This is a genomic window from Cellulosimicrobium sp. CUA-896 (assembly GCF_001942335.1).
Taxonomy (GTDB): domain Bacteria; phylum Actinomycetota; class Actinomycetes; order Actinomycetales; family Cellulomonadaceae; genus Cellulosimicrobium.
The window spans coordinates 1-20044 of record NZ_MKKH01000042.1 but is presented as its reverse complement, the minus strand read 5'-3'; the positions used below and the strand labels follow the sequence as shown (position 1 = coordinate 20044).

Genomic DNA, 20044 nt, shown 5'->3' with positions numbered 1-20044 from the left:
ACGCGACCCGCGCCACCGGCACCGTCGCCACGCGTGCCGCCGACGACGGCCTCGACCACGCGACCCGCGCCACCGGCACCGTCGCCACGCGTGCCGCCGCGTGGGGCGGCCGCGGCGAGGGCGACCTGACGAGCCTCGTCGTGAGCGTCGGCGCGACCACGCGCCGGCTCGGCCGCCTCGCCCGACGGCCCCAGACCGGCCTGCTGCACCAGTACTACGCCCAGGTCGCGGCCGGGCTCGCCGCCCTGCTCCTCGTCCTGCTGATCGTGAGGTGACCATGCTGCTCAGCGTCGTCGTCCTGCTGCCCGCCGTCGTCGGTCTCGTCCTCGTCGCCGTGCCGCGCCTGCCCGACGCGGTGGCCTCGTGGACGTGGCTCGCCACGACGCTCGTCGTCGCGGGGCTGGTGGCCTGGACCTGGTGGGGCTTCGACCCGGGCGGCGGCGTGCAGTACGACGTCAAGGTCCCGTGGATCCCGACCGTCGACGCGTCCTACCACGTCGCGTCGACGGCCTGTCCCTGCCGCTGCTGGCGCTGACCGCCGTGCTGTTCGTCGCGTGCGCGGTGTGGTCGCTGCGCGCCACCGCTCGCCCGCGCACCCACGCCGCGCTGTTCCTGCTGCTCGAGACGACGTGCCTGGGCACGTTCGCCGCGCTCGACCTCATCCTGTTCTTCCTGTTCTTCGACCTGTCCATCGTCGCGATGTACCTCGTCATCTCCGGCTGGGGGCACGGCGACCGCCAGCGCAGCGCCCTGATGTTCTTCCTCTACACGTTCCTGGGGTCCCTCGCGCTGCTGCTCGGCATCATCGGGCTGTTCCTCGGCAGCGAGCCCCGCACGTTCGACATCGTGCGCCTGGCCGCCGACCCGCCCTGGCGCGACGACCCCACGACGGCCGGGCTCGTGCTGCTGGCCGTCGGCATCGGGCTCGCGGTCAAGACCCCGACCGTGCCCTTCCACAGCTGGCTCCCGCCCGCGCACACCGACGCCCCCGCCGAGGGTTCCGCGGTGCTCGCGGGCGTGCTGCTCAAGCTCGGCACGTACGGGTTCGTGCGCATCGCCATGCCGCTGCTGCCCGACGCCTGGCAGCGCTGGGCGGGCGTCGTGATCGTCGTCGGCGTCGCCGGCGTGCTGTGGGGCGCGCTCGTCGCCCTCGCCCAGACCGACGTCAAGCGCATGATCGCCTACACCTCGGTCAACCACATGGGGTACGTGCTGCTCAGCCTCGGCGCCGTCGGGTACACCACCGCCGAGGCCGGGCCCCGCGCGGTCGCCGCCACCGGCGCGGTCACCCAGATGGTCAGCCACGGCCTGCTCACCGGTGCGCTGTTCCTGCTCGCCGGGGTGCTGTGGTCGCGCGGCGGCACGTACGCGTTCGACCGCTGGGGCGGTCTCGCGCGCCCCGCACCGGTCCTCGCCACGCTCCTCGTGGTCGCGGCGCTCGGGTCCCTCGGGCTGCCGGGCCTGTCCGGCTTCGTCGCCGAGTTCCAGGTCCTCAGCGGGTCGCTCGCCGCCGTGCCCGTCGCGGCCGTCGTCGCCGTCCTCGGCATCCTGCTCACCGCCGGGCTGCTGCTGCGCGCGCTGCAGCGCCTGCTCACCGGCGACCAGGTGCGGCCGGGCGGCGTGGACCACGTCGGCGACGTCACGACCCGTGAGCGGCTCGCCGTCGCGCCGCTGCTCGCGCTGTCCGTGCTGGTGGGGCTCGTGCCCGTCGTCCTGCTCGGCGTCGTCGGCCCGGCCGCCAACACCCTCGTCGAGCTGACGTCGCGATGAGCGGCGCCCCGGCCGAGGACCCGCTCGCCCTGCTGCCCGAGGCGGCACTGCTCGCGGGCGCCGTCGCCGGGCTCCTGCTCGGTCTGTGGACCCCGCAGTCGCGCCAGCGGCGCGTCGCCGTCGTCGTCGTCGCGGCGTGCCTGCTCAGTGCCGCACTCGCCGCGCCCGGCCTGACGGACGCCGCCCGGACCGTCTTCTCCGGCACCTGGTCGGTCGACGCCGCCGCGGGCACCGTGCGGGTCGTCGCACCGCTCGCCACGGCACTCGCCGTGGTCCTGCTGCGCGCGGGCGTCGCGGGCGACGCCCGCGAGACCGAGACGTACGTCCTGGCCACGTTCGTCGCGCTCGGCGCGGACGTCCTCGCCGCGAGCGACGACGCCCTCATGCTCGTCGCGGGCTTCCTCCTGGCGAGCGTGCCCGCGTACGCGCTCGCCGGGACGCGGCGCGACGCCCGCGGCACCGAGGCGGCGCTGAAGTACTACCTGCTCAGCGCGCTCGCCGGCGTCGTGCTCCTCGTGGGCGTCGTCGCGCTCGTCCTCGCCACCGGGACGACGTCGTGGGCCGCGGTCGGCGAGACGATCACCACCGCGCCGCGGGCCGTCGTGGCGCTCGCGGCGGTCGGGATCGCCGGGGCGCTGCTGTTCACCGCGGGCGCGGTGCCCGTGCACTTCTGGGTGCCCGATCTCGCCGCCGGTACCCCGCCCGCCGTCGCGGCGCTGCTCACCACCGTCGCGAAGCTCGGCGCGCTCGTCGCGCTCTGGCGCCTGGTCACCGGTCCGTTCGCCGAGGTGCCGGGCGCGGCGGGCACGGCCGTCGCGGTCGTGGCCGCCGCCAGCATGACGCTCGGCAACCTCGCCGCGCTGCCCCAGACGGAGCCGCGCCGCCTCCTCGGGTACTCCACGATTAGTCAGGTGGGCTACCTGCTGATGCCCGTGGCCGTGGCCGGGACGACGGCGCTCGCCGAGCCGGCCCTGCTCGTCTACCTCGCCGCGTACGCGGTGACGAACGTCGGCGCGTTCGCGGCGGTGGCCGCGGTGCCGCAGGCGGGGACCCTGCAGGAGTGGGCGCGAGGAGCCGCGGCACGGCCGTGGGTCGTCGTGAGCCTCCTCGTGTGCCTCCTGGGGCTCGTCGGCACCCCGCCCACGGCGGTGTTCGTCGGCAAGGTCGCGGTCTTCGCCGCTGCCGCCGACGGCGGTGCGCCCTGGCTGGCGGTCGTGGCGGTCGTGAACACCCTCGTCAGCCTCGCCTACTACCTGCGCTGGATCGCACCCGCCGTGGCGGCGACGTGGCGCCGGCCCCCGCGCACCGCGCCCGACGCCGCGCCCGACGCCGGGCCGGGCGTCGCGGCGGGCGTGCTGCACGCGTGCGCCGCGGTGTCGCTGGTGCTCGGCGTGGCGGCCGGTGCGGCGGTCGCCGCCTGACGGTCGGGCTGCGCGGTCAGCGCCAGCCCAGCCCCGGGGCGACGTCGCGCAGCACGGACTCGAGGACGTGGGCGTTGTACTCGACGCCGAGCATGTTCGGCACGGTGAGCAGCAGCGTGTCGGCGGCGGCGACGGCCTCGTCCTTCGCGAGCTCGTCGACGAGGCGGTCGGGCTCGCCGGCGTACGTCTTGCCGAACCGGGCGCGCACGCCCTCCAGGACGCCGACCTGGTCGCCGCCGCCGGTCTCGCGGCCGAAGTAGGCGCGGTCGAGGTCGGAGACGACCGGGAAGACCGACCGGGACACCGACACGCGCGGCTCGAAGGCGTGGCCCTGGGTGGCCCACGTGTCGCGGAAGCGCTGGATCTGCTCGGCCTGCAGGACGTGGAACGGCACGCCGGTGTCCTCGGACAGCAGGGTCGAGCTCATGAGGTTCATGCCCTGCCGCGCGGTCCACTCCGCGGTGGCCCGCGTCCCGGCGCCCCACCAGATCCGCTCGCGCAGCCCGGGCGAGTGCGGCTCGACGCGCAGCAGGCCCGGCGGGTTGGGGAACATCGGCCGCGGGCTCGGCTCGGCGAACGCCTCCCCCTCGACGACCTCGAGGAACCGGGCGGTGTGGCGGCGCGCCATGTCGGCGTCGCTCTCCCCCGGCGCCGGCTCGTGCCCGAAGTACCGGTACCCGTCCACCACCTGCTCCGGCGACCCGCGCGAGATGCCGAGCTGCAGCCGCCCGCCGGAGATGAGGTCGGCCGCGCCGGCGTCCTCGGCCATGTACAGCGGGTTCTCGTAGCGCATGTCGATGACGGCGGTGCCGATCTCGACGCGGCGGGTGCGCGCCGCGACGGCGGCGAGCAGCGGGAACGGGGACGCGAGCTGGCGCGCGAAGTGGTGCACCCGGTAGTACGCGCCGTCGGCGCCGAGCTCCTCGGCGGCGACCGCGAGCTCGATGGACTGGTGCAGCGCGTCGTGCGCGTCACGCACCTGCGATCCGGGCGACGGCGCCCAGTGGCCGAAGGACAGGAACCCGATGCTCTTCACGGCCGGTGCAACGCCGCGCACCCGCCGCGGTGTTCCCCTCGCGCCCGCCCCGACGGGCCTCAGCCCAGCAGGCGCTGCTTCGCGCGGGCGTACTCCGCGTCGGTGAGCGCGCCGCCGCGGTGCAGGGCGGCCAGGCGCTCGAGCCGGTCCACGACGTCCCCTCCCCCGCCCTCCTCGCCGGTCACCGCGCCCCGCGGCACGGCAGCCGCCCACGCGCGCCACACCGCGCGGACGAACACGCTCGGCCGACGCTCGCTGCCGCGACGCCCCGGCCGCAGGCGCGGCACGCGCGGCGACGGGACCGTCCGGTCGTCCAGGGTCAGGACGTCCGGGCGGGCGTCCTCCAGCGCGCGAGCGAAGCGCACGAACCGGTCCGCGGAGCGGTCGAGCAGCACGACCCGAGCCGGTCGGGCGCGGCGGGACCGCGCGCGCGGTCGCCGGAGGGCGCGGGCCAGGCCACGACGACAGTCGGGCACGTGAGCCCGGCGCCGGTGACCGTGACCACGGGGCGCCCGGCGGCCGGCACGGGCGTGCCGTCGCCGCGCACGGGGACGAGGCGGTTCCCGTCCCACACGAGGCGACCGCCGGCGACGTGGAACATCGCGGGGTAGCGCGGCGCCGCGGCGAAACGCTCGGGGACGTCCACGGGGCGCTCGCGGTGGGGCGCGACGCCGGCGGTGCGGCGCTGCGGCGCGCGGACGCCGCGCGCGGCACGGGGCCGGGGCGGGCGTCGTCGGGTGCTGCGGTGGCGTCCACGGGGCCTCCCGGGTGCGGCGGCGGGTGCGTGCTCGCATCCTCGCCGCCGCCGGGCACCGGCCGCAAGGGCGAGCCGGTGCCCGACGGCGCACGTGGGGTTCAGAGGCCGCCGAGGAGGCTCTCGAAGTCCGGGGCCGTGGCGAACGGGTCGGCCGGGCCGGTGCTCTCGCGCCGCGCGACCGTCGCGGCGAGCTCACGCCCGGCGCGCTCGATCCGCCGGGGCAGGCCGCCGCCGGCGTCGGTCTCGGCGGCGGCCCAGTCGTCGGTGGCGGCGAAGACCGAGGTCGTGGCGACGTCGGCCCGCAGGTAGGTGAAGAGCGGGCGCAGGGAGTACTCGAGCGCGAGCGAGTGGCGCGAGGTGCCGCCGGTGGCGCCGAGCAGCACGGGCGTGCCGGTGAGGGCGTCCTTGTCGAGCACGTCGACGAACGACTTGAGCAGGCCCGAGTAGGTCGTGGTGAACAGCGGGGTCGCGACGACGATCCCGTCGGCCGCGTACACGCGCTCGAGGACTCCGGCGAGGTCGCCCGTGGGGAAGCCGGTGAGCATCGCGTCGACGACGGCGTGCGCGTGGTCGCGCAGCTCGACCGTCTCGACGTCGGCGCTCAGCCCCTGCTCCCGCAGCCCGCGGACGGTGGCGTCGGCCAGACGGTCGGCCAGGAGACGGGTGGACGACGGCTTGGACAGGCCTGCCGAGACGACGACGAGGCGGCGGTCCGCGCCGGCGGTGGTGTCGGTCATGGGTGCTCCTGCGGGTGCTGCTCGGTGGTGGGTGTGCTGCGCGGGGCGGTGCCGGCGGTGCGCCGGGCGGGCCGCCCGGTCAGAGGCCGAACGAGGCGCCCGCAGGGGCGGGCACGCTCGCCTCGTCCTCGGCGACGCGCCCGGTCCAGCGGTCCTCGGCGGCGCGACGTGCGCGGAACCGTCCTGGCCCGCGGCGCGGGCGGCGGCGACCCGCTCGCCGTGGCTCGGCGGGCCGGCGGGGACGTGCGCGGGGCGCGCGGCCTCGGCCTCGCGACGCAGGACGGGCACGACCTCGCCCGCGAGGAGGTCGATCTGCTCCAGGACCGTCTTGAGGGGCAGGCCGGCGTGGTCGATGAGGAACAGCTGGCGCTGGTAGTCCCCGACGTGCTCGCGCATCGCGGCGTACCGGTCGATCACCTGCTGCGGGGAGCCGACGGTCAGCGGCGTCTCGCGCGTGAAGTCCTCCATCGACGGGCCGTGCCCGTACACGGGCGCGTTGTCGAAGTAGGGCCGGAACTCGTCCCACGCCTTCTGCGAGTCCTTGCGCAGGAAGACCTGGCCGCCGAGCCCGACGATCGCCGTGTCCGCGGGGCCGTGCCCGTGGTGCTCGTACCGCTGCCGGTAGAACTGCACCATCTGCTTCGTGTGGCTCATCGGCCAGAAGATGTTGTTGTGGAAGAAGCCGTCGCCGTAGTACGCGGCCTGCTCGGCGATCTCGGGGCTGCGGATCGACCCGTGCCACACGAACGGCGGCACCCCGTCGAGCGGGCGCGGCGTGGAGGTGAAGCCCTGCAGGGGGGTGCGGAACTTGCCCTCCCAGTCCACGACGTCCTCGGTCCACAGCCGGCGCAGCAGCGCGTAGTTCTCGACCGCGAGGGCGATGCCGTTGCGGATGTCCTGCCCGAACCACGGGTACACGGGCCCGGTGTTGCCGCGGCCCATCATGAGGTCCATGCGTCCGTCCGAGATCACCTGGAGCATCGCGTACTCCTCGGCGAGGCGCACCGGGTCGTTCGTCGTGATGAGCGTCGTGGACGTCGACAGGACGATGTCCTTCGTCACACCCGCGAGGTAGCCGAGCATCGTGGTGGGCGAGGACGGGACGAACGGCGGGTTGTGGTGCTCCCCCGTGGCGAAGACGTCCAGGCCGGCCTCGTCGGCGTGCCGGGCGATGGTGAGCATCGCGCGCACGCGCTCGGTGTCGTCCGGGGTCCGGCCCGTCGTGGGGTCGGTCGTGACGTCACCGACGGTGAAGATGCCGAACTGCATGGTGGGCTCCCAGTGTCCTCGGGCCGATCCGGTCCTGCCGATGTCCATGCGTTTGCATGCACACGGCGCTCAACCGTGCACCCCCGGTGTTTGTTCCCGCACTCGTCGGCGCGCCGTGCGCAGCGGTGGACGTCACGCGCGCATGATTTGCGTGCGACCGGCAAACCCGCGAACCTGAGGTCCGCGACGCACCGTGGCGGACCCGGCGGACGGCGCGCGCACCGCACCGCGGCGCGCCCGCCCGCGTTCACGGGACCTTCACCGCGCGCCGGAACACCTCGTCATCACCATGCGTTGCGTACTCGTAGACCGGGCACCCTCGCACCCCCTCGGGGCGCCCCCACGACCCCCGACGATCCTCTGGAGGACACCATGGCCGACCGTTCGCTGCGTGGCATGAGCATCGGTGCGAAGAGCATGGAGTCGGACGAGGGCGTCGACTTCGCGCCGCGTTTCCAGGCGCACTACGACTGCCCCAACGGCCACACCATCATCCTGCCGTTCTCGACCGACGCCGAGGTCCCGCCGGTGTGGGAGTGCCGCTGCGGCGCCGAGGCGCTGCTGCGCGACGCGGAGCGCCCCGAGCCGAAGGCCGGCAAGCCCGCCCGCACCCACTGGGACATGCTGCTCGAGCGCCGCACCATCTCCGAGCTCGAGGAGCTGCTCGACGAGCGCCTCGACCTCCTGCGCGCCGGCAAGCTGCGCCGCAGCGCCTGACCCGTCACCGCGTCCGCGAAGGGCCCGGCCCCGTCCCGGGGGCCGGGCCCTTCGCCGTCCCTCGGGGGTCCCCCTGGGGGGCGCACCGGGGCACACGGGGGGTCAGCGCACCCTCGAGCGGGCCGCAGCACGCGGGCGCACGAGGGCGCGCAGCTGCCCCGCGCGTCGTCGCACGCCCCAGGCGGTGACCTTCCACAGCGCCTCGGTGACGATCGACCGGCTCATCTTCGACCGGCCCGCCGTGCGCTCGACGAACGTGATCGGCACCTCCACGACGTGGCCGCCGGCGCGGGCGACGCGCCACGCCATGTCGACCTGGAAGCAGTACCCGTGCGAGGCGACCGTGGCGAGATCGGTGTCGCGCAGCGCGGACGCGCGGTAGGCGCGGAAGCCCGCCGTCGCGTCCCCGAGCCGCAGCCCGAGCGCGAGGCGCACGTACCCGTTGCCCGCCCGTGACAGCACCTCGCGGTGCCACGGCCAGTTCTCCACCTCGCCGCCCGGCACCCACCGCGAGCCGATGACCAGGTCGGGCGCGCCCTGCGGCCCCGGCGCGGCGAGCGCGTCCAGCAGGCGCGGCAGCTGCTCCGGCTGGTGCGAGCCGTCCGCGTCCATCTCCACCACGACGTCGTACCCGCGGCCCAGCGCCCAGCCGAACCCGGCGACGTACGCGGCCCCGAGTCCGTCCTTGCCGCCGCGGTGCAGCACGTGCACCGCGGGGTCGCGCGCGGCGATGTCCCGTGCCAGGTCCCCCGTGCCGTCGGGGGACGCGTCGTCGACGACGAGCACGTCCGCGTCCGGCACGGCCGCGCGCAGGCGCGCGAGCGTGCCGGGAAGCGTCTGCGCCTCGTCGTAGGTGGGCACGACGACGAGGACCCGCCCGGGCGCGGCGCTCACCCGTGCCGCCCGGCGCGGCGCGCGCGCACCCCGGTGCCGACGCCGGCCGCCAGGAGCGCGAGCGCGAGCACGCTGACGACGACCGCGGGAGCGGCGCCGGCCCGCACGGCGGGCGCGACGCTCGTGCGCAGCGGCAGGGACGCGACCATCTGGTCGGCCGTGAACAGGCCGGTGCGCTGCAGGACCTGCCCGTCGGGTGCGACGACGCCGCTGACGCCGACGGTGGAGCCTGGACGGTGGCGCGGCCGGTGGAGATCGCGCGCAGCCGGGACATCGCGAGCTGCTGCGTGGACTCGGCGGTGTACCCGAAGGACGCGTTGTTCGTCGGCACGACGAGGATCTCGGCGCCGGACGTCACGGCGTCGCGCACGAGCTCCTCGTAGGCGACCTCGAAGCAGATGACGACGCCGAGCGGCACGGTGCGGCCCAGGCGCTCGGCGTCGAGGTCGACGATCCCGGTCTCGTCGCCGGGGATCATGTCGATCGTCACGCGGTCGACCTGGTCGGAGAACACGCGCAGGACCGAGCGCATCGGCATGTACTCGCCGAACGGCGCGGGGTGCTGCTTGGCGTACCGGTCGACGACGCCCTCGCCGGGTTCCCACAGCAGCGCGACGTTGTACCGCCCGCCGGTGGCCGGGAACTCCTGCGCGCCGACCAGGACCGGGGCGTCGACCTCGCGCGCGACGTCGTCGATCGCGGCCGCGACGTCACGCGCCTCCTGCGGGTCGAGGTCCGACCCGTTCTCCGGCCACAGCACGACGTCGAGGTCGCCCGGGTCCACCTGGTCCAGGAGGGCCAGCGTGCCGTCGAGGTGGTTGTTCAGCACCTCGGCCCGGTTGGCGAACGATCCCAGCCCGGGCTCGGCGACGTTCCCCTGCACCGCACCGACCTCGAGCGTCCCGGACTGCGCCCGGTCGTCGAGCGGGACGAGCAGCGGGGCGGCGACGAGCGCCGTCGCGGCGACCAGGGCCGTCGCGACGGACGGCGCCGCCGCGGCGAGGGACGCCGACGTGCGCGCCCGCCACAGGAGCGCGACGGCCGCCGCCAGCAGGGACCCGACGAGCGCGACGAGCAGCGACACCAGCACCTCGCCGCCGAGCCACGCGGCACGCCCCAGCGGGGAGCCCGCCTGGGAGAACGCGAGCCGCCCCCAGGGGAAACCGCCGAACGGCACCTCGGTGCGCGCCTGCTCCGCCGCGACGAACAGCACCGCGAACCCGGCGGCCTGCGCGAGCGGGCGCCCGCGCAGCCACGGCCACCGGCGCACCCACACCCAGGCGGCGCCGACGGCGGCGACGAAGCACGCCTCCATGACCGACAGCGCGACCCAGGGCACGGTGTCCGTCGCCTCGTCCGCCCAGGACAGGTGCGGCAGGAAGAACGCCAGCCCCCAGGTCAGCCCGACGAGCGCGCCCCAGCGGGCGTCGTCGCGCCGCAGCGCGCACAGCAGCAGCGCCACCCCGGCGAACGCGGCGGGCCACCAGCCGCGGTCCGGGAACGCGGCGTCGGTGGTCAGGCCGCCCGCCGCGGCGACGAGGAGCGACCCCGGCCGCGACGCCAGGAACGCCGCGGGACGGCCCGTCGGGTGCCGCTCGCGCGGCACGGCCGACGGCACGGCCGCGTCGGTCGGGGGTGCGGGATCGGTCGGTGGTGCAGGGTCGGGCACGGGGTGCAGACTACGCCACCCACCTGCGCCGGGACCGAGGTGTGTGGCGGGCCCGCGCGCCCTTCGGCCCGTGCCACACCGCCACCGGCGGGACACGTTTTCTATCGAGCGCGCGGGCCCGGCCTGACGCCCGGTGCGGGCACGCCGAGGGCCCGTCGATGGTGGCTGGTTCCCCCTGCGGCCGCCGGGGCCGGAACACCCCACGAAACTACCGGCGCCTCGCCTGCTGTCAAGCGGCAGGAATCAGTCGAACGTGTCGAACAGGACGATCCCGTCGCGCACCGTCTGCCGGCACGTCGGGCGCGGCGCGTCCCCGCCGAGCTCGGGCAGCAGCGGCGTGCCCGCGCGGGCGTCCGTGCTCCACGACGACGCCGTCCGACCGAGCGGGCCCTGCACCGCCAGGTGCTCCGCCTCCCACACGGCCAGGTGCGCCGGCGCCCCGACCCGCAGCTGCCCGGCACCCGTGTGGTCCAGCCCCGCGATGCGCCACCCGCCCCGGGTGTGCGCCCGGAACGCCGCCCGGGCGGAGATGCGCTGGTCCGGGTCGACGTGCGACATCGCCGCCAGCACCCCCGCCCACGGGTCCAGGCGCGTCACGGGCGAGTCCGACCCGAACGCCAGCGGCACGCCCGCGCCCGCGAGGTCCGCGAACGGGCTGAGCCCCTCCGCGCGCGTCGCGCCGACACGCGCGGCGTACGTCCCCTCCGGGCCGCCCCACGCCGCGTCGAACGCCGGCTGGATGCTCAGGCTCACCCCGTGCAGCAGCATCGTCGCGAGCGCGGTCGCGTCCACGAACAACGCGTGCTCGACCCGGACCCGCGCCCCCCGCACGACGCCCGACCCGTGCGCCTGCGCGGCCCCCTCGAGCCCGGCCACGAGCTCGTCCATCGCCCGGTCCCCGATCACGTGGAACCCGCCCTGCGTGCCCGCCGCCGCGACCGCCGCCACGTGCGCGCCGATCTGCTCCGCCGACAGGTACAGCGCGCCCCGCTCCCCCGGCACCGGCGCGTCCCGGTACGGCTGACGCATCGCCGCGGTGCGCGACCCGATCGAGCCGTCGACGTTCAGGTCCCCGGCGATCCCGGTCAGCCCCGGCACGTCCGCGAGCAGGTCGCGCGCGTCCTGCTCGCCCGCGCACAGCTCCCCCCGGTAGCCCACGACGTGCGCGAGGCCGCTCGCGCGGTCCCGCGTGAGGTCCAGCACCTCCCGCAGCCCCGCCCGCGTGTCGATGTGCGGGGCGCTCATCTCGTGCACCGACACGATGCCCTGCTCCGCCGCCGCGGCCAGCGCCGCCCGGTACAGCGCCGTGCGCCGCGCCGGCGTCACGTCGCGGGCCACGTCGCGGGCCGCGTGGTGCGCCTCACCCGTCACCCAACCCGACGCGTGCCACCCCGGCAGCCGCTCCGCGCCCGCACGCCGCGCGAGCGCCGTCGACACCACCGCCGAGTGCACGTCCACGCGCGCCGCGTACACCGGCCGACCGCCCGCCGCGGCGTCCAGCTCCTGCGCCGTCGGCGCCTGCCCCTCCGGCCACGCCCGCTCGTCCCAGCCGAACGCCAGCACGACGTCGTCGGCGCCCGCCGCGCCCGCGGCCCGGGCCACGGCCCGCAGCGCCGCGTCGAGGGACGTCACGCCGGCGCTCGCGGACAGGTCGACGCCGGCGAGGGCGAGGCCGACCTCGACGAGGTGGACGTGCGCGTCGACGAAGCCCGGTGCGACGAGCGCGCCCTGCAGGTCGATCACCCGGTCGGCGCGGGCGGCGAGCCCGTCGGCGGTGTCGTCGGCGCCGATCCAGGCGATGACGCCGTCGTCGACGAGGAGGGCTTCGGCGAACGGGTCCGTCGCGGAGTGGATCACGCCGCCGCGGTAGAGGGTGGAGGTCACGGTCCCCGACGATAGGCCACGTGCGCCGGGTTCGTGCCGGTCGGCGGCCCCGGTCCGGCGGGCTCGGGCGTACGTCACACGGCGCGCGTCAGACGCTGGAGTAGGCGACGACGCCGCGCCGCAGCCGGTCGATCGCCTGGTTGGCGGTGCGGCGCAGCGCCGGGGTGGGCGCGGCGGTCGCGAGCTGGTCGAGCACGTCGATGACCTGCTTGCACCAGCGCACGAAGTCGCCGGCGGCGATCTCGGACCCGCGCAGCACGGCGTCGAGGCTGCGCCCGACGGCCCACCGGTGCACGGCGGCGACGAGGCCGAGGTCGAGCTCGCCGGTCGCGTCGAGGCGGTGGGCGTCCTCGAGGTCCTCGACCTCGGACCACACGCGCACGGTCGCGTCGAGCGCCTGGCCGAGGGTGCCGTGCGGCCCGCCGGGCACGTACGGCTCGGCGGGCTCGTCGCGGCGCCCGGAGTACACGCACGTGGACACCACCGCGGCGAGGGCGGGTGCGTCGAGGTCGGCCCACACGCCGCGGCGCAGGCACTCGGCGAGCAGCAGGTCGTTCTCCGCGTACAGGCGCCGCAGCCACCGTCCGTCGTCCGTGACGCGCAGCTCGGTGCTGTCCGTGCCGTCCGTGCCGTCCGTGCCGTCTGCGCCGGAGGGGCCGTCGCCCCCGCGCTCGAGGTAGCCGAGGGTGAGCAGCACGTCGCACGTGCGGTCGAACAGCTTGGCGATCGACCCGGTGCGGCCCTCGACGCGGCCCACGAGGCGGTCGTGCTCCTTCTTCAGGCGCTGCCACCGCTCGGCCCACCGGGCGTGGTCCTCGCGGTCGGGGCAGCCGTGGCACGGGTGCGCGCGCAGCTGGGCGCGCAGGCGGGCGAGCTCGGCGTCGTCGGCGGCCGCTGACCGGGCACGCGGACCCTTGCCCGGACGGGTGCCCGGCTCGTCGAGCGCGCCCAGCGCGTTGCGCAGGGACGACGCCAGGTCGCGCCGGTGCGCCGGCACGCGCGGGTTGAACGTCTTGGGGATGCGGACCCTGGCGACGGTCCGCACCCCGCCGGGCGCGTCGGCCACGGTGAGATTCTTCACCGCGCGGTCCTGCGTGAGCACGGTGGGGCGCGGGCCGTCGAACCCGGCGCCCTCCCCCGGGTCGAGCACGACGACGTACCCCGCCCGGCGCCCGGACGGCACCTCGACGACGTCCCCGGGGCGCAGCCGCTCGAACGCCGCGATGACCTCGGCGCGCCGCGACCGGCTCGCCGCCCGCGACAGGTCGGCCTCGCGCGCGGCGATGCGCCGGCGCAGCGCGGCGTACTCGCCGAAGTCGCCCTGGTCGCACGTCATGGCGCGCGCGTACCCCTCGAGCGCCTCGGCGTGCGCCTGCGCCTGCTTCGCGAGGCCGACGACGCCGCGGTCGGCCTGGAACTGCGCGAACGACGTCTCGAGCACGTCCCGGGCCCGGTCGTGCCCGACCTGCGCGACGAGGTTGACCGCCATGTTGTACGTGGGCCGGAAGCTCGAGCGCAGCGGGTACAGGCGCTTGGACGCCAGGCCCGCCAGGTGCACCGGGTCCAGGCCGGCGTGGTCGACGACGACGGCGTGGCCCTCGACGTCGATGCCGCGCCGCCCCGCGCGCCCCGTGAGCTGCGTGTACTCGCCGGGGGTGACGTCGACGTGCGCCGACCCGTCCCACTTCACGAGCCGCTCCAGCACCACCGACCGCGCCGGCATGTTGATGCCCAGCGCGAGCGTCTCCGTGGCGAACACCGCCTTGATGAGGCCGCGGCTGAACAGCTCCTCGACGGTCTCCTTGAACACCGGCAGCATCCCGGCATGGTGGGCCGCGATGCCGCGCGCCAGGGACTCGCTCCACGTCCAGTACCCGAGCACGTCGAGGTCCTCGGACGGGATCGCGGCGGTCCGCTCCTCCGCGACGCGCCGGATCTCGGCCTCCTCCTCCGGCGTCGTCAGCCGCAGCCCCGCCGTCAGGCACTGCGTGACGGCGCCCTCGCACCCGGCGCGCGAGAAGATGAAGTAGATCGCGGGCAGCAGCCCGTCCTCGTCGAGGGCGTCCACCACGGAGAACCGTGACGGGGTGCGGCGGGAGGACCCGGCGCGGTCGGGGGCCGGGCGGCGCCCGCCCCGGCCCCGGTACCCGCGGTCCCCGGGGCCGCGCCCCCGCCCGCCCGGCCCGGACGTGCCGGTGCGCGGCGCCGCGCGGAACGCGGCGAGCAGGTCCGGGTTGATGGGCGGGTTGACGCCCGGGTCGGTGGGGTCGACGTGCCCCGCGTACAGGTCGAGCAGCTCCGCGCCCAGGCCGGGGCGCCCGGGCCCGCGCTCGGCACGATCGGGCCCGCCGGCGGACCGCGCGACGAGGACGTGCTGCCACAGCGGCACGGGCCGGCGCTCGCTGACGACGACGGCGGTGTCGCCGCGGACCATCTCGAGCCAGTCGCCGAACTCCTCGGCGTTGGAGACGGTGGCGGACAGGGAGACGAGCTGGACGTCGTCGGACAGGTGGATGATGACCTCTTCCCACACCGGGCCGCGGAAGCGGTCGGCGAGGTAGTGGACCTCGTCCATGACGACGTACCCGAGGCCGTCGAGGGCGCTGGAGCCGCCGTAGAGCATGTTGCGCAGCACCTCGGTCGTCATGACGACGACGGGTGCGTCGGCGTTGATGCTGGTGTCGCCGGTGAGGAGGCCGACGTGGTCGGGGCCGTGGCGGCGCGCGAGGTCGGCGTACTTCTGGTTCGACAGCGCCTTGATGGGGGTGGTGTAGAACGCCTTGCGGCCGGTGGCGAGGGCGAGGTGGACGGCGAACTCGCCGACGACGGTCTTCCCGGCGCCGGTGGGGGCGGCGACGAGGACGCCGCGTCCCTCTTCCAGGGCCTCGCAGGCGCTGACCTGGAACTCGTCGAGGGGGAAGTCGAGGTCCCGGCGGAACTCGGCGAGGCGGGTGCGGGACGCGGCCTGGCGGGCGCGGGCCGCGGCGTACCTGGCGGCGGGCGAGTCGGCGGGCGTGTCGGCAGCCGTCATGGGCCCAGCCTACGTTTCGTGGGCGCTCTCGCCGGTCAGCGCGGCGTGGCGGGCGGCTGCAGGACGGTGAGGGCGCCGGGGACGACCTCGGCGTGCAGCGGCAGGGGGCCGAGGTGCTCGCCGTCGGCGTGGGCGTGCGGGGGCGTGGTGCCGGCGCCGGTGGGCTCGATCGTGACGGCGCGGGCGCGCAGGGCGTCGACGCCGGGGTGGTGCAGGTGCCGCCCGGCGTACATGCCGGGGAACGTGCGGGCGGCGTCGGCGCGGGTGAGGGGGCCGGCGAGGACGACGTCGAGCAGGCCGTCGTCGGGGCGGGCGGCGGGGGCGATGCGGATGCCGCCGCCGATGCGGGGCCCGTTGGCGACCGCGACGAGCGCGCCCGGGGACTGCCACACGAGGCGGGGGCCGTCGGGTCCGTCCTCGGTGCGCACGGGGACGCCGGCGACGAGGGCGGGCGGCTCGGCGCCGTCGGTGCTGCGCGCGCCGTGGAGGGTGACGCGGTAGCCGTAGGGGGCGTAGCGGGAGATCTCGCGCAGGGCGGAGCGGGCGTAGCGTGCGCGGCCGCGGGGCCAGGTGGCGGCGTTGGCGTGGGCGTTGACGGCGGCGTCGAGCCCGGCGGACAGCACCCCGGCGTACCAGCGGGGGGCGGGCAGGTGCGGTCCGGTGACGCGTACGGCGTCCACGGCGCGCACGCCGGCGCCGGCGACGGCGCCTGTGAGCGCGCCTGTGAGCGCGTGGGTGAGCGCGTCGAGCGCGGGTCCGACGGCGCCGGTGGGCAGGGCGAGGGCGTGCGCGAAGTCGTTGCCGGTGCCGACGGCGACGAGGCCGAGCGGCACGGTCGTGCCGGCGACGGCGTTGACGCCGAGGTGGACCATGCCGTCGCCGCCGACGACGACGAGGGTGTCCACGGCGCCGTCGCGCACAGCGGCGTCGGCCGACTCCTGGGCGAGGGGCAGGCTGGGTGCGCCGAGGTCGTGGACGGTGTGGCCGGCGTCGCGCAGCGCGGCGGCGGTGCGCTCCCCGGCGACGCGGCCCCGGCCTCGACCGGCGGTGGGGTTGACGACGAGCCCGACCGTGCTCACGGGGTGTCCCCGCGCCGCGGCCGGCGCGCGCGGTGCCCGGCGGTCACAGGGCGAGCCGGGCGGCGTCGCGCTTGTCGACGCGGCGGTCGTGCAGGTAGCTGATGCCGAGGGCGCCGAAGTAGAGCCCGCAGATCGGCAGGGCGACGAAGATCATCGTCAGGGCGTCCGGGGTGGGCGTCATGACGGCGGCGAAGACGAACGCGAGGAGCACGGCCCAGCGCCAGCCCCGCGCCATCGACGCGGCGCGCAGCATCCCCGCGGCGTTGAGCACGACGAGGACGACGGGGAGGACGAACGCGAGCCCGAACGCGAGCACCAGGCGCATGACGAAGCTGAGGTAGCCCTGGGCGTCGGCGAGGTTGGTCGCGTCGTCGGGGACGAACCCGGCGAGGATGTCGACGGCGTGCGGCAGGACCCACCACGCCAGGAGCGCGCCGCCGAGGAACAGCGGCACCGACGCGCCGAGGAACCCGACGGCGTAGCGCCGCTCCTTCGACGTCAGGCCCGGGGTGATGAACGCCCACAGCTGGTAGAGCCACCACGGGCAGGAGACGAGCACGCCGAGGAAGAGGGAGACCTTGACCTTCATGTCGAGCGCCGAGGCCATGCCCGAGAAGTTCAGCGAGATGATCTTGCCCTGCTCCTCGGCGGCCTCCTGCAGGGGTGCCTGCAGGGCGTCGAGGAGGGGCTCGTAGAGGAACCAGCCGACGAGCGCGCCGACGACCAGGCCGCACGCGGCGAGGAAGAGGCGCTTGCGGAGCTCCAGGAGGTGCTCCCGCAGGGCCATGCGCTTCGGGGTCACGAGGACTGCGCGACACCGATCACCTCGAGGAGGCGTCGTCCGAGGTGGACGACGGGGTTCCTCCCGGGACGCCGGACGAGCCCGGGCCAGCGGCATCACCGGTGCGCGTGCCCGTGGTGCCCGTGGCGCGGTCCTGCGGCGCGTGGGTGGTGTCGGCCCGGTCGTCGCGATCGGTCTTGTCGTCGTCGGTGAGCTCCTTGACCTCCTTCTTGAAGATCTTCAGCGACTGCCCGACGCTGCGGGCGAGGTCGGGGAGCCGGCGTGCCCCGAAGAGCAGCAGGATCACGACGACGAGCACGATGATGTGCCAGGGCTTCAGCATGCCCATGGTGCGACTCCTCCTCGAGGACCGGGGTTCGACCTGTTCGAGTCTACGCGTTGAACCGGCGCCACCGTGCCCACACCCGCTCGTCGCGGCGGCGGCGCTCGCCCCGGCGCTCGTGGCGGTCGGCACGCAGCGCATGGACGCGGTGGCGGAGCTCGACGGGGTCGTCGAACAGGGTCGGCGCGGTCGACGGCTGAGCGGCTTCCAGGCGCCGCGAGAGCTCCTCGGCCCGGGCGCCGAGCTCGCTCGCGACCTCCGAGGCGCGGGACAGCTCGCGGCCGAGCTCGCGCACGGACCGCCACAGGCGCCGCCCGAGGAGGAACGCGCCCACGAGCGTGCCCACGACGAGGAGCGTCCACACCCAGAACCACATGCCGCTCACCCTAACGACCCGGGGAGGCGCTCGTACGCGGTCAGGGCGGCGCGCGCGGCCTGGCGCACGTCCTGCGCGACCGACGCGGGCTCGACCGACAGCACGTGCGGGGCCCGGGCGAGCAGCAGCCGGCGCAGCCACACCGGGTTCGTCACGCGCAGCCGCACCTCGAACGACCCGTCGGGCAGGTCCCGGACCGACTCCACCGGCACCTGCTCCGCGACGGCGCGCGCCGGGCTCGCCAGGACGATCGTGGCGACCGGCGCGTCACCGGCGGGCGTGAAGTCCACGTCCGGGTCGACGTCGTGCTGCTCCACGGGGACGTCGAGCACCGTCGCGTCCAGGACGCGGTCCACCCGGAACGTGCGCCGCCCCCGGGCGCGGTGGCACCACGCGAGCAGGTAGGCGTGCTCGTCCTGGGTGTGCAGGCTCACCGGGTCGATCTCGCGCTCGGACGCCTCGTCCGCCGCCGTCACGTACCGGATGCGCAGGCGACGCCCCGCGGCGAGCGCACCGGACACCGCCGCCACGACCCGCGGGTCGCCCTCGGGCGCGAGGCGCACGTCGAGGCCGCCGCCGCCTCGCCCGTGGCGTCGGTGAGCTTGCGCAGCGCCGACTCCACGACGCCCGCACGGCCCGGGTCGGCCTGCACCGCCGCCGTCTCGCGCATCGCCCGCAGCGCCGCGACGAGCGCGACCGCCTCGCGCGTGCCCAGCCGCAGGGGCCGCGTCATGCCCCGCGCCTCCGTCAGGCGCACCACCCCGCGCTCGATCGAGTCGGCGTCGAAGTCGATGAGGTCGTCCGGCCAGTACCCCGGCGTGCCCGAGACCCACAGGGCGTCCACGTCGTCCAGGACCTGGCGCTCGCTGACCCCGAAGTGGCGGGCGAGCTCGTCCACCGGGACCGGGCCCGCCCCGTCGAGGTAGGCGACGATGCCCAGCAGCCGCACCAGCCGGTCGTCCGCGCGCTCAGCCACGGTCCTCCTCCCCCGCCCCGCCCAGGGCGGCGGCCTCCTGCAGGCGGCGCACCACGACGTCGCGCAGCTCCGGCGGGCCCAGGACGAGCACCGCGTCGCCGTACCCCAGGACCTCCTCCGCCAGCGCGCCGCGCACCGAGAACGGCACCTCCAGCACGTCGTACCCCGCGCCGTGCGCGTCCTGCGCCGACGACACCGGCGCCGACCCGACCACCGTGCCGCGGGCGCGCAGCGCCGCCGCGCGCTCCGGCACCACCGCCAGCCGCGCCACCCCGCCCGCGCCGCGCCCGCCCAGGAACGCGTCCACGTCCACGTCCGCCGGCACCTCGAACGCGTCCCGCGGCCCCGACGCCCGCACCCGTCCCTCCACCCGGCTCAACCGGTACGAGCGCGGCGCCTGCCGGTCGACGTCGAACCCCAGCAGGTACCACCCGCCGCTGCGCGCCGCGATCCGCCACGGCTGCACCCGCCGCGGGCGCACCTCGCCCGTGCTCGCCGCCCGGTACGTGAACGACACCGCCCGCCGCTCCGAGATCGCGTCCAGCAGCGGACCGTACGCGTCCCCCACCGCCCGCACGCGCGGCACCAGACCCGTCACCGCGTCCATCGCCGTCTCCCCCGCACCCGCCGCGCGCAGCTTCGTCAGCGCCCGCGAGATGTCCGTGCGCAGCGTCTTGTCCTGCCAGAACTGCGCCGCCAGCACCAGCACCCCCAGCTCCGCCGGCGTCAGGTCCACCGGCCCCAGCGCGTACGCGTCCTGGTCGATGCGGTACCCCACCTCGTCCGCGTGCCCGCCCGCGTCCACCGTGACGATCGGGATCCCCAGGTCGCGCAACGTGTCCTTGTCCCGCTCGAACATGCGCTCGAACGCGTCCGGCGACGGGGCGTCGCCGTACCCCGCCACGCTGCGGCGGATCTGCTGCTTCGTCATCGACGCGTTCGTGTTCACCAGCGCGATGACCAGGTTCAGCAACCGGGCAGCCGGGTTCGACGGCGCCACCGACGACGCGGACCGGGAGGAGGAGGGCTCGGACATCGGGCACCACGCTAGCGCTCGATAGGGTGAGCGGCGTGATCACGTGGCGGACCGGGACGGTGACGTCGCACGGCCGGGCCTGGCCCGGCGCGCAGGAGCTCACCGTCACCCTCGACCAGCCCCTGCCCGGGCGCACCGATGACACCCCCGTGCGCGCCCTCGCCTACACCCGCCTCGTCGGCACGCCCGCCCCCGGCGACACCCTCCTGCTCAACGTCTCCGCCCTCGCCCGCGGCCTCGGCACCGGCGGCTACGCCCTCGTCGTCGG

At 76.2% G+C, this 20044-nt stretch carries 20 protein-coding genes and 3 pseudogenes; 6 read left to right on the top strand and 17 right to left on the bottom strand.

Translation table 11 applies throughout. The annotated features are described in order from the left end of the window. The 4 genes and pseudogenes from BJF88_RS12945 to BJF88_RS12935 all read left to right on the top strand — a co-directional run. Positions 1-275, top strand: a pseudogene (locus tag BJF88_RS12945) (NADH-quinone oxidoreductase subunit L); the annotation flags it as partial. Between the two features lie 2 nt (positions 276-277). After that, the gene (locus BJF88_RS22240) at positions 278-535 is read left to right on the top strand and encodes a hypothetical protein (RefSeq protein ID WP_255372012.1); all 258 of its coding nucleotides are present in this window, start codon (positions 278-280) and stop codon (positions 533-535) included. A 5-nt stretch (positions 536-540) separates the two neighbouring features. Beyond that, a complete protein-coding gene (locus BJF88_RS12940) occupies positions 541-1770 on the top strand; it encodes a NuoM family protein (RefSeq protein ID WP_255372011.1) in 1230 nt (409 codons plus the stop codon). Continuing rightward, complete coding sequence (locus BJF88_RS12935) at positions 1767-3191, top strand: NADH-quinone oxidoreductase subunit N (RefSeq protein WP_075829106.1); 1425 nt, start codon at positions 1767-1769, stop codon at positions 3189-3191. Before BJF88_RS12940 ends, BJF88_RS12935 begins: the two co-directional genes overlap by 4 nt. Positions 3192-3207: 16 nt before the next feature. On the opposite strand, the gene BJF88_RS12930 is transcribed toward BJF88_RS12935, so the two are convergent. The 5 genes and pseudogenes from BJF88_RS12930 to BJF88_RS20535 form a co-directional block, all read right to left on the bottom strand. Continuing rightward, positions 3208-4227 carry an LLM class flavin-dependent oxidoreductase gene (locus BJF88_RS12930; protein ID WP_075829111.1) on the bottom strand — a complete coding sequence of 340 codons (1020 nt, stop codon included), beginning with the start codon at positions 4225-4227 and terminating at the stop codon, positions 3208-3210. A 59-nt stretch (positions 4228-4286) separates the two neighbouring features. Continuing rightward, a complete protein-coding gene (locus BJF88_RS19695; protein ID WP_158068942.1) occupies positions 4287-4466 on the bottom strand; it encodes an SHOCT domain-containing protein in 180 nt (59 codons plus the stop codon). Between the two features lie 80 nt (positions 4467-4546). After that, positions 4547-4873, bottom strand: coding sequence for a hypothetical protein (locus BJF88_RS19690; protein WP_075829104.1), 327 nt, complete (start codon positions 4871-4873; stop codon positions 4547-4549). A gap of 209 nt (positions 4874-5082) precedes the next feature. Then, on the bottom strand, positions 5083-5721 hold the full coding sequence (locus BJF88_RS20540; protein ID WP_075829103.1) for an FMN reductase: 639 nt from the start codon (positions 5719-5721) through the stop codon (positions 5083-5085). Between the two features lie 69 nt (positions 5722-5790). Beyond that, a pseudogene (locus tag BJF88_RS20535) lies at positions 5791-6990 on the bottom strand (LLM class flavin-dependent oxidoreductase); the annotation flags it as partial. Between the two features lie 372 nt (positions 6991-7362). Here BJF88_RS20535 and BJF88_RS12905 point away from each other — a divergent pair. Further along, positions 7363-7707, top strand: coding sequence for an RNA polymerase-binding protein RbpA (locus BJF88_RS12905; protein ID WP_069387551.1), 345 nt, complete (start codon positions 7363-7365; stop codon positions 7705-7707). Between the two features lie 102 nt (positions 7708-7809). On the opposite strand, the gene BJF88_RS12900 is transcribed toward BJF88_RS12905, so the two are convergent. The 12 genes and pseudogenes from BJF88_RS12900 to BJF88_RS12855 form a co-directional block, all read right to left on the bottom strand. Then, positions 7810-8601: a polyprenol monophosphomannose synthase gene (locus BJF88_RS12900; RefSeq protein ID WP_075829102.1), complete on the bottom strand. Its 792-nt coding sequence runs from the start codon at positions 8599-8601 to the stop codon at positions 7810-7812. Continuing rightward, entirely contained in the window at positions 8598-8750 is a 153-nt protein-coding gene (locus tag BJF88_RS22235) for a hypothetical protein (RefSeq protein ID WP_255372010.1), read from the bottom strand. The genes BJF88_RS12900 and BJF88_RS22235 overlap by 4 nt, the downstream gene beginning before the upstream one ends. Before the next feature lie 95 nt (positions 8751-8845). Beyond that, positions 8846-10063: pseudogene (lnt, locus tag BJF88_RS12895) on the bottom strand (apolipoprotein N-acyltransferase); the annotation flags it as partial. A 450-nt stretch (positions 10064-10513) separates the two neighbouring features. Further along, positions 10514-12154, bottom strand: a complete 1641-nt coding sequence (locus BJF88_RS12890; RefSeq protein ID WP_075829100.1) for an amidohydrolase — start codon at positions 12152-12154, stop codon at positions 10514-10516. An 88-nt stretch (positions 12155-12242) separates the two neighbouring features. Beyond that, positions 12243-15185, bottom strand: a complete 2943-nt coding sequence (locus BJF88_RS12885) for an RNA helicase (RefSeq protein ID WP_075829098.1) — start codon at positions 15183-15185, stop codon at positions 12243-12245. 35 nt (positions 15186-15220) lie between these two features. Then, the gene (locus BJF88_RS12880; protein ID WP_075829096.1) at positions 15221-16264 is read right to left on the bottom strand and encodes a diacylglycerol kinase family protein; all 1044 of its coding nucleotides are present in this window, start codon (positions 16262-16264) and stop codon (positions 15221-15223) included. 43 nt (positions 16265-16307) lie between these two features. Next, the gene (tatC, locus tag BJF88_RS12875) at positions 16308-17051 is read right to left on the bottom strand and encodes a twin-arginine translocase subunit TatC (protein WP_075829109.1); all 744 of its coding nucleotides are present in this window, start codon (positions 17049-17051) and stop codon (positions 16308-16310) included. Positions 17052-17085: 34 nt separating this feature from the next. After that, the gene (tatA, locus tag BJF88_RS12870) at positions 17086-17394 is read right to left on the bottom strand and encodes a Sec-independent protein translocase subunit TatA (protein ID WP_075829095.1); all 309 of its coding nucleotides are present in this window, start codon (positions 17392-17394) and stop codon (positions 17086-17088) included. A 43-nt stretch (positions 17395-17437) separates the two neighbouring features. After that, positions 17438-17764, bottom strand: coding sequence for a hypothetical protein (locus tag BJF88_RS12865; protein ID WP_075829108.1), 327 nt, complete (start codon positions 17762-17764; stop codon positions 17438-17440). A 5-nt stretch (positions 17765-17769) separates the two neighbouring features. Then, positions 17770-18285 carry a helix-turn-helix transcriptional regulator gene (locus BJF88_RS23705; RefSeq protein ID WP_369824602.1) on the bottom strand — a complete coding sequence of 172 codons (516 nt, stop codon included), beginning with the start codon at positions 18283-18285 and terminating at the stop codon, positions 17770-17772. Continuing rightward, on the bottom strand, positions 18237-18740 hold the full coding sequence (locus BJF88_RS23700) for a hypothetical protein (RefSeq protein ID WP_369824601.1): 504 nt from the start codon (positions 18738-18740) through the stop codon (positions 18237-18239). Before BJF88_RS23700 ends, BJF88_RS23705 begins: the two co-directional genes overlap by 49 nt. Next, positions 18733-19776 carry a YafY family protein gene (locus BJF88_RS12855; protein WP_075829093.1) on the bottom strand — a complete coding sequence of 348 codons (1044 nt, stop codon included), beginning with the start codon at positions 19774-19776 and terminating at the stop codon, positions 18733-18735. Before BJF88_RS12855 ends, BJF88_RS23700 begins: the two co-directional genes overlap by 8 nt. Before the next feature lie 35 nt (positions 19777-19811). On the opposite strand from BJF88_RS12855, the gene BJF88_RS12850 reads away from it, so the two are divergent. Further along, positions 19812-20044: DUF3866 family protein (locus BJF88_RS12850; RefSeq protein WP_139316062.1), on the top strand; the 233-nt coding region annotated here is incomplete at its 3' end.

What these genes read in the sequence shown, in the direction of transcription:
- BJF88_RS12885 (WP_075829098.1), bottom strand. Translation starts at nt 15,185, where the DNA reads ATGACGGCTGCCGACACGCCCGCCGACTCGCCCGCCGCCAGGTACGCC.
- BJF88_RS12935 (WP_075829106.1), top strand. Translation starts at nt 1,767, where the DNA reads ATGAGCGGCGCCCCGGCCGAGGACCCGCTCGCCCTGCTGCCCGAGGCG.
- tatA (WP_075829095.1), bottom strand. Translation starts at nt 17,394, where the DNA reads ATGGGCATGCTGAAGCCCTGGCACATCATCGTGCTCGTCGTCGTGATC.
- BJF88_RS12905 (WP_069387551.1), top strand. Translation starts at nt 7,363, where the DNA reads ATGGCCGACCGTTCGCTGCGTGGCATGAGCATCGGTGCGAAGAGCATG.
- BJF88_RS12855 (WP_075829093.1), bottom strand. Translation starts at nt 19,776, where the DNA reads ATGTCCGAGCCCTCCTCCTCCCGGTCCGCGTCGTCGGTGGCGCCGTCG.
- BJF88_RS22235 (WP_255372010.1), bottom strand. Translation starts at nt 8,750, where the DNA reads ATGGTCGCGTCCCTGCCGCTGCGCACGAGCGTCGCGCCCGCCGTGCGG.
- BJF88_RS20540 (WP_075829103.1), bottom strand. Translation starts at nt 5,721, where the DNA reads ATGACCGACACCACCGCCGGCGCGGACCGCCGCCTCGTCGTCGTCTCG.
- tatC (WP_075829109.1), bottom strand. Translation starts at nt 17,051, where the DNA reads ATGGCCCTGCGGGAGCACCTCCTGGAGCTCCGCAAGCGCCTCTTCCTC.
- BJF88_RS22240 (WP_255372012.1), top strand. Translation starts at nt 278, where the DNA reads ATGCTGCTCAGCGTCGTCGTCCTGCTGCCCGCCGTCGTCGGTCTCGTC.
- BJF88_RS12865 (WP_075829108.1), bottom strand. Translation starts at nt 17,764, where the DNA reads ATGTGGTTCTGGGTGTGGACGCTCCTCGTCGTGGGCACGCTCGTGGGC.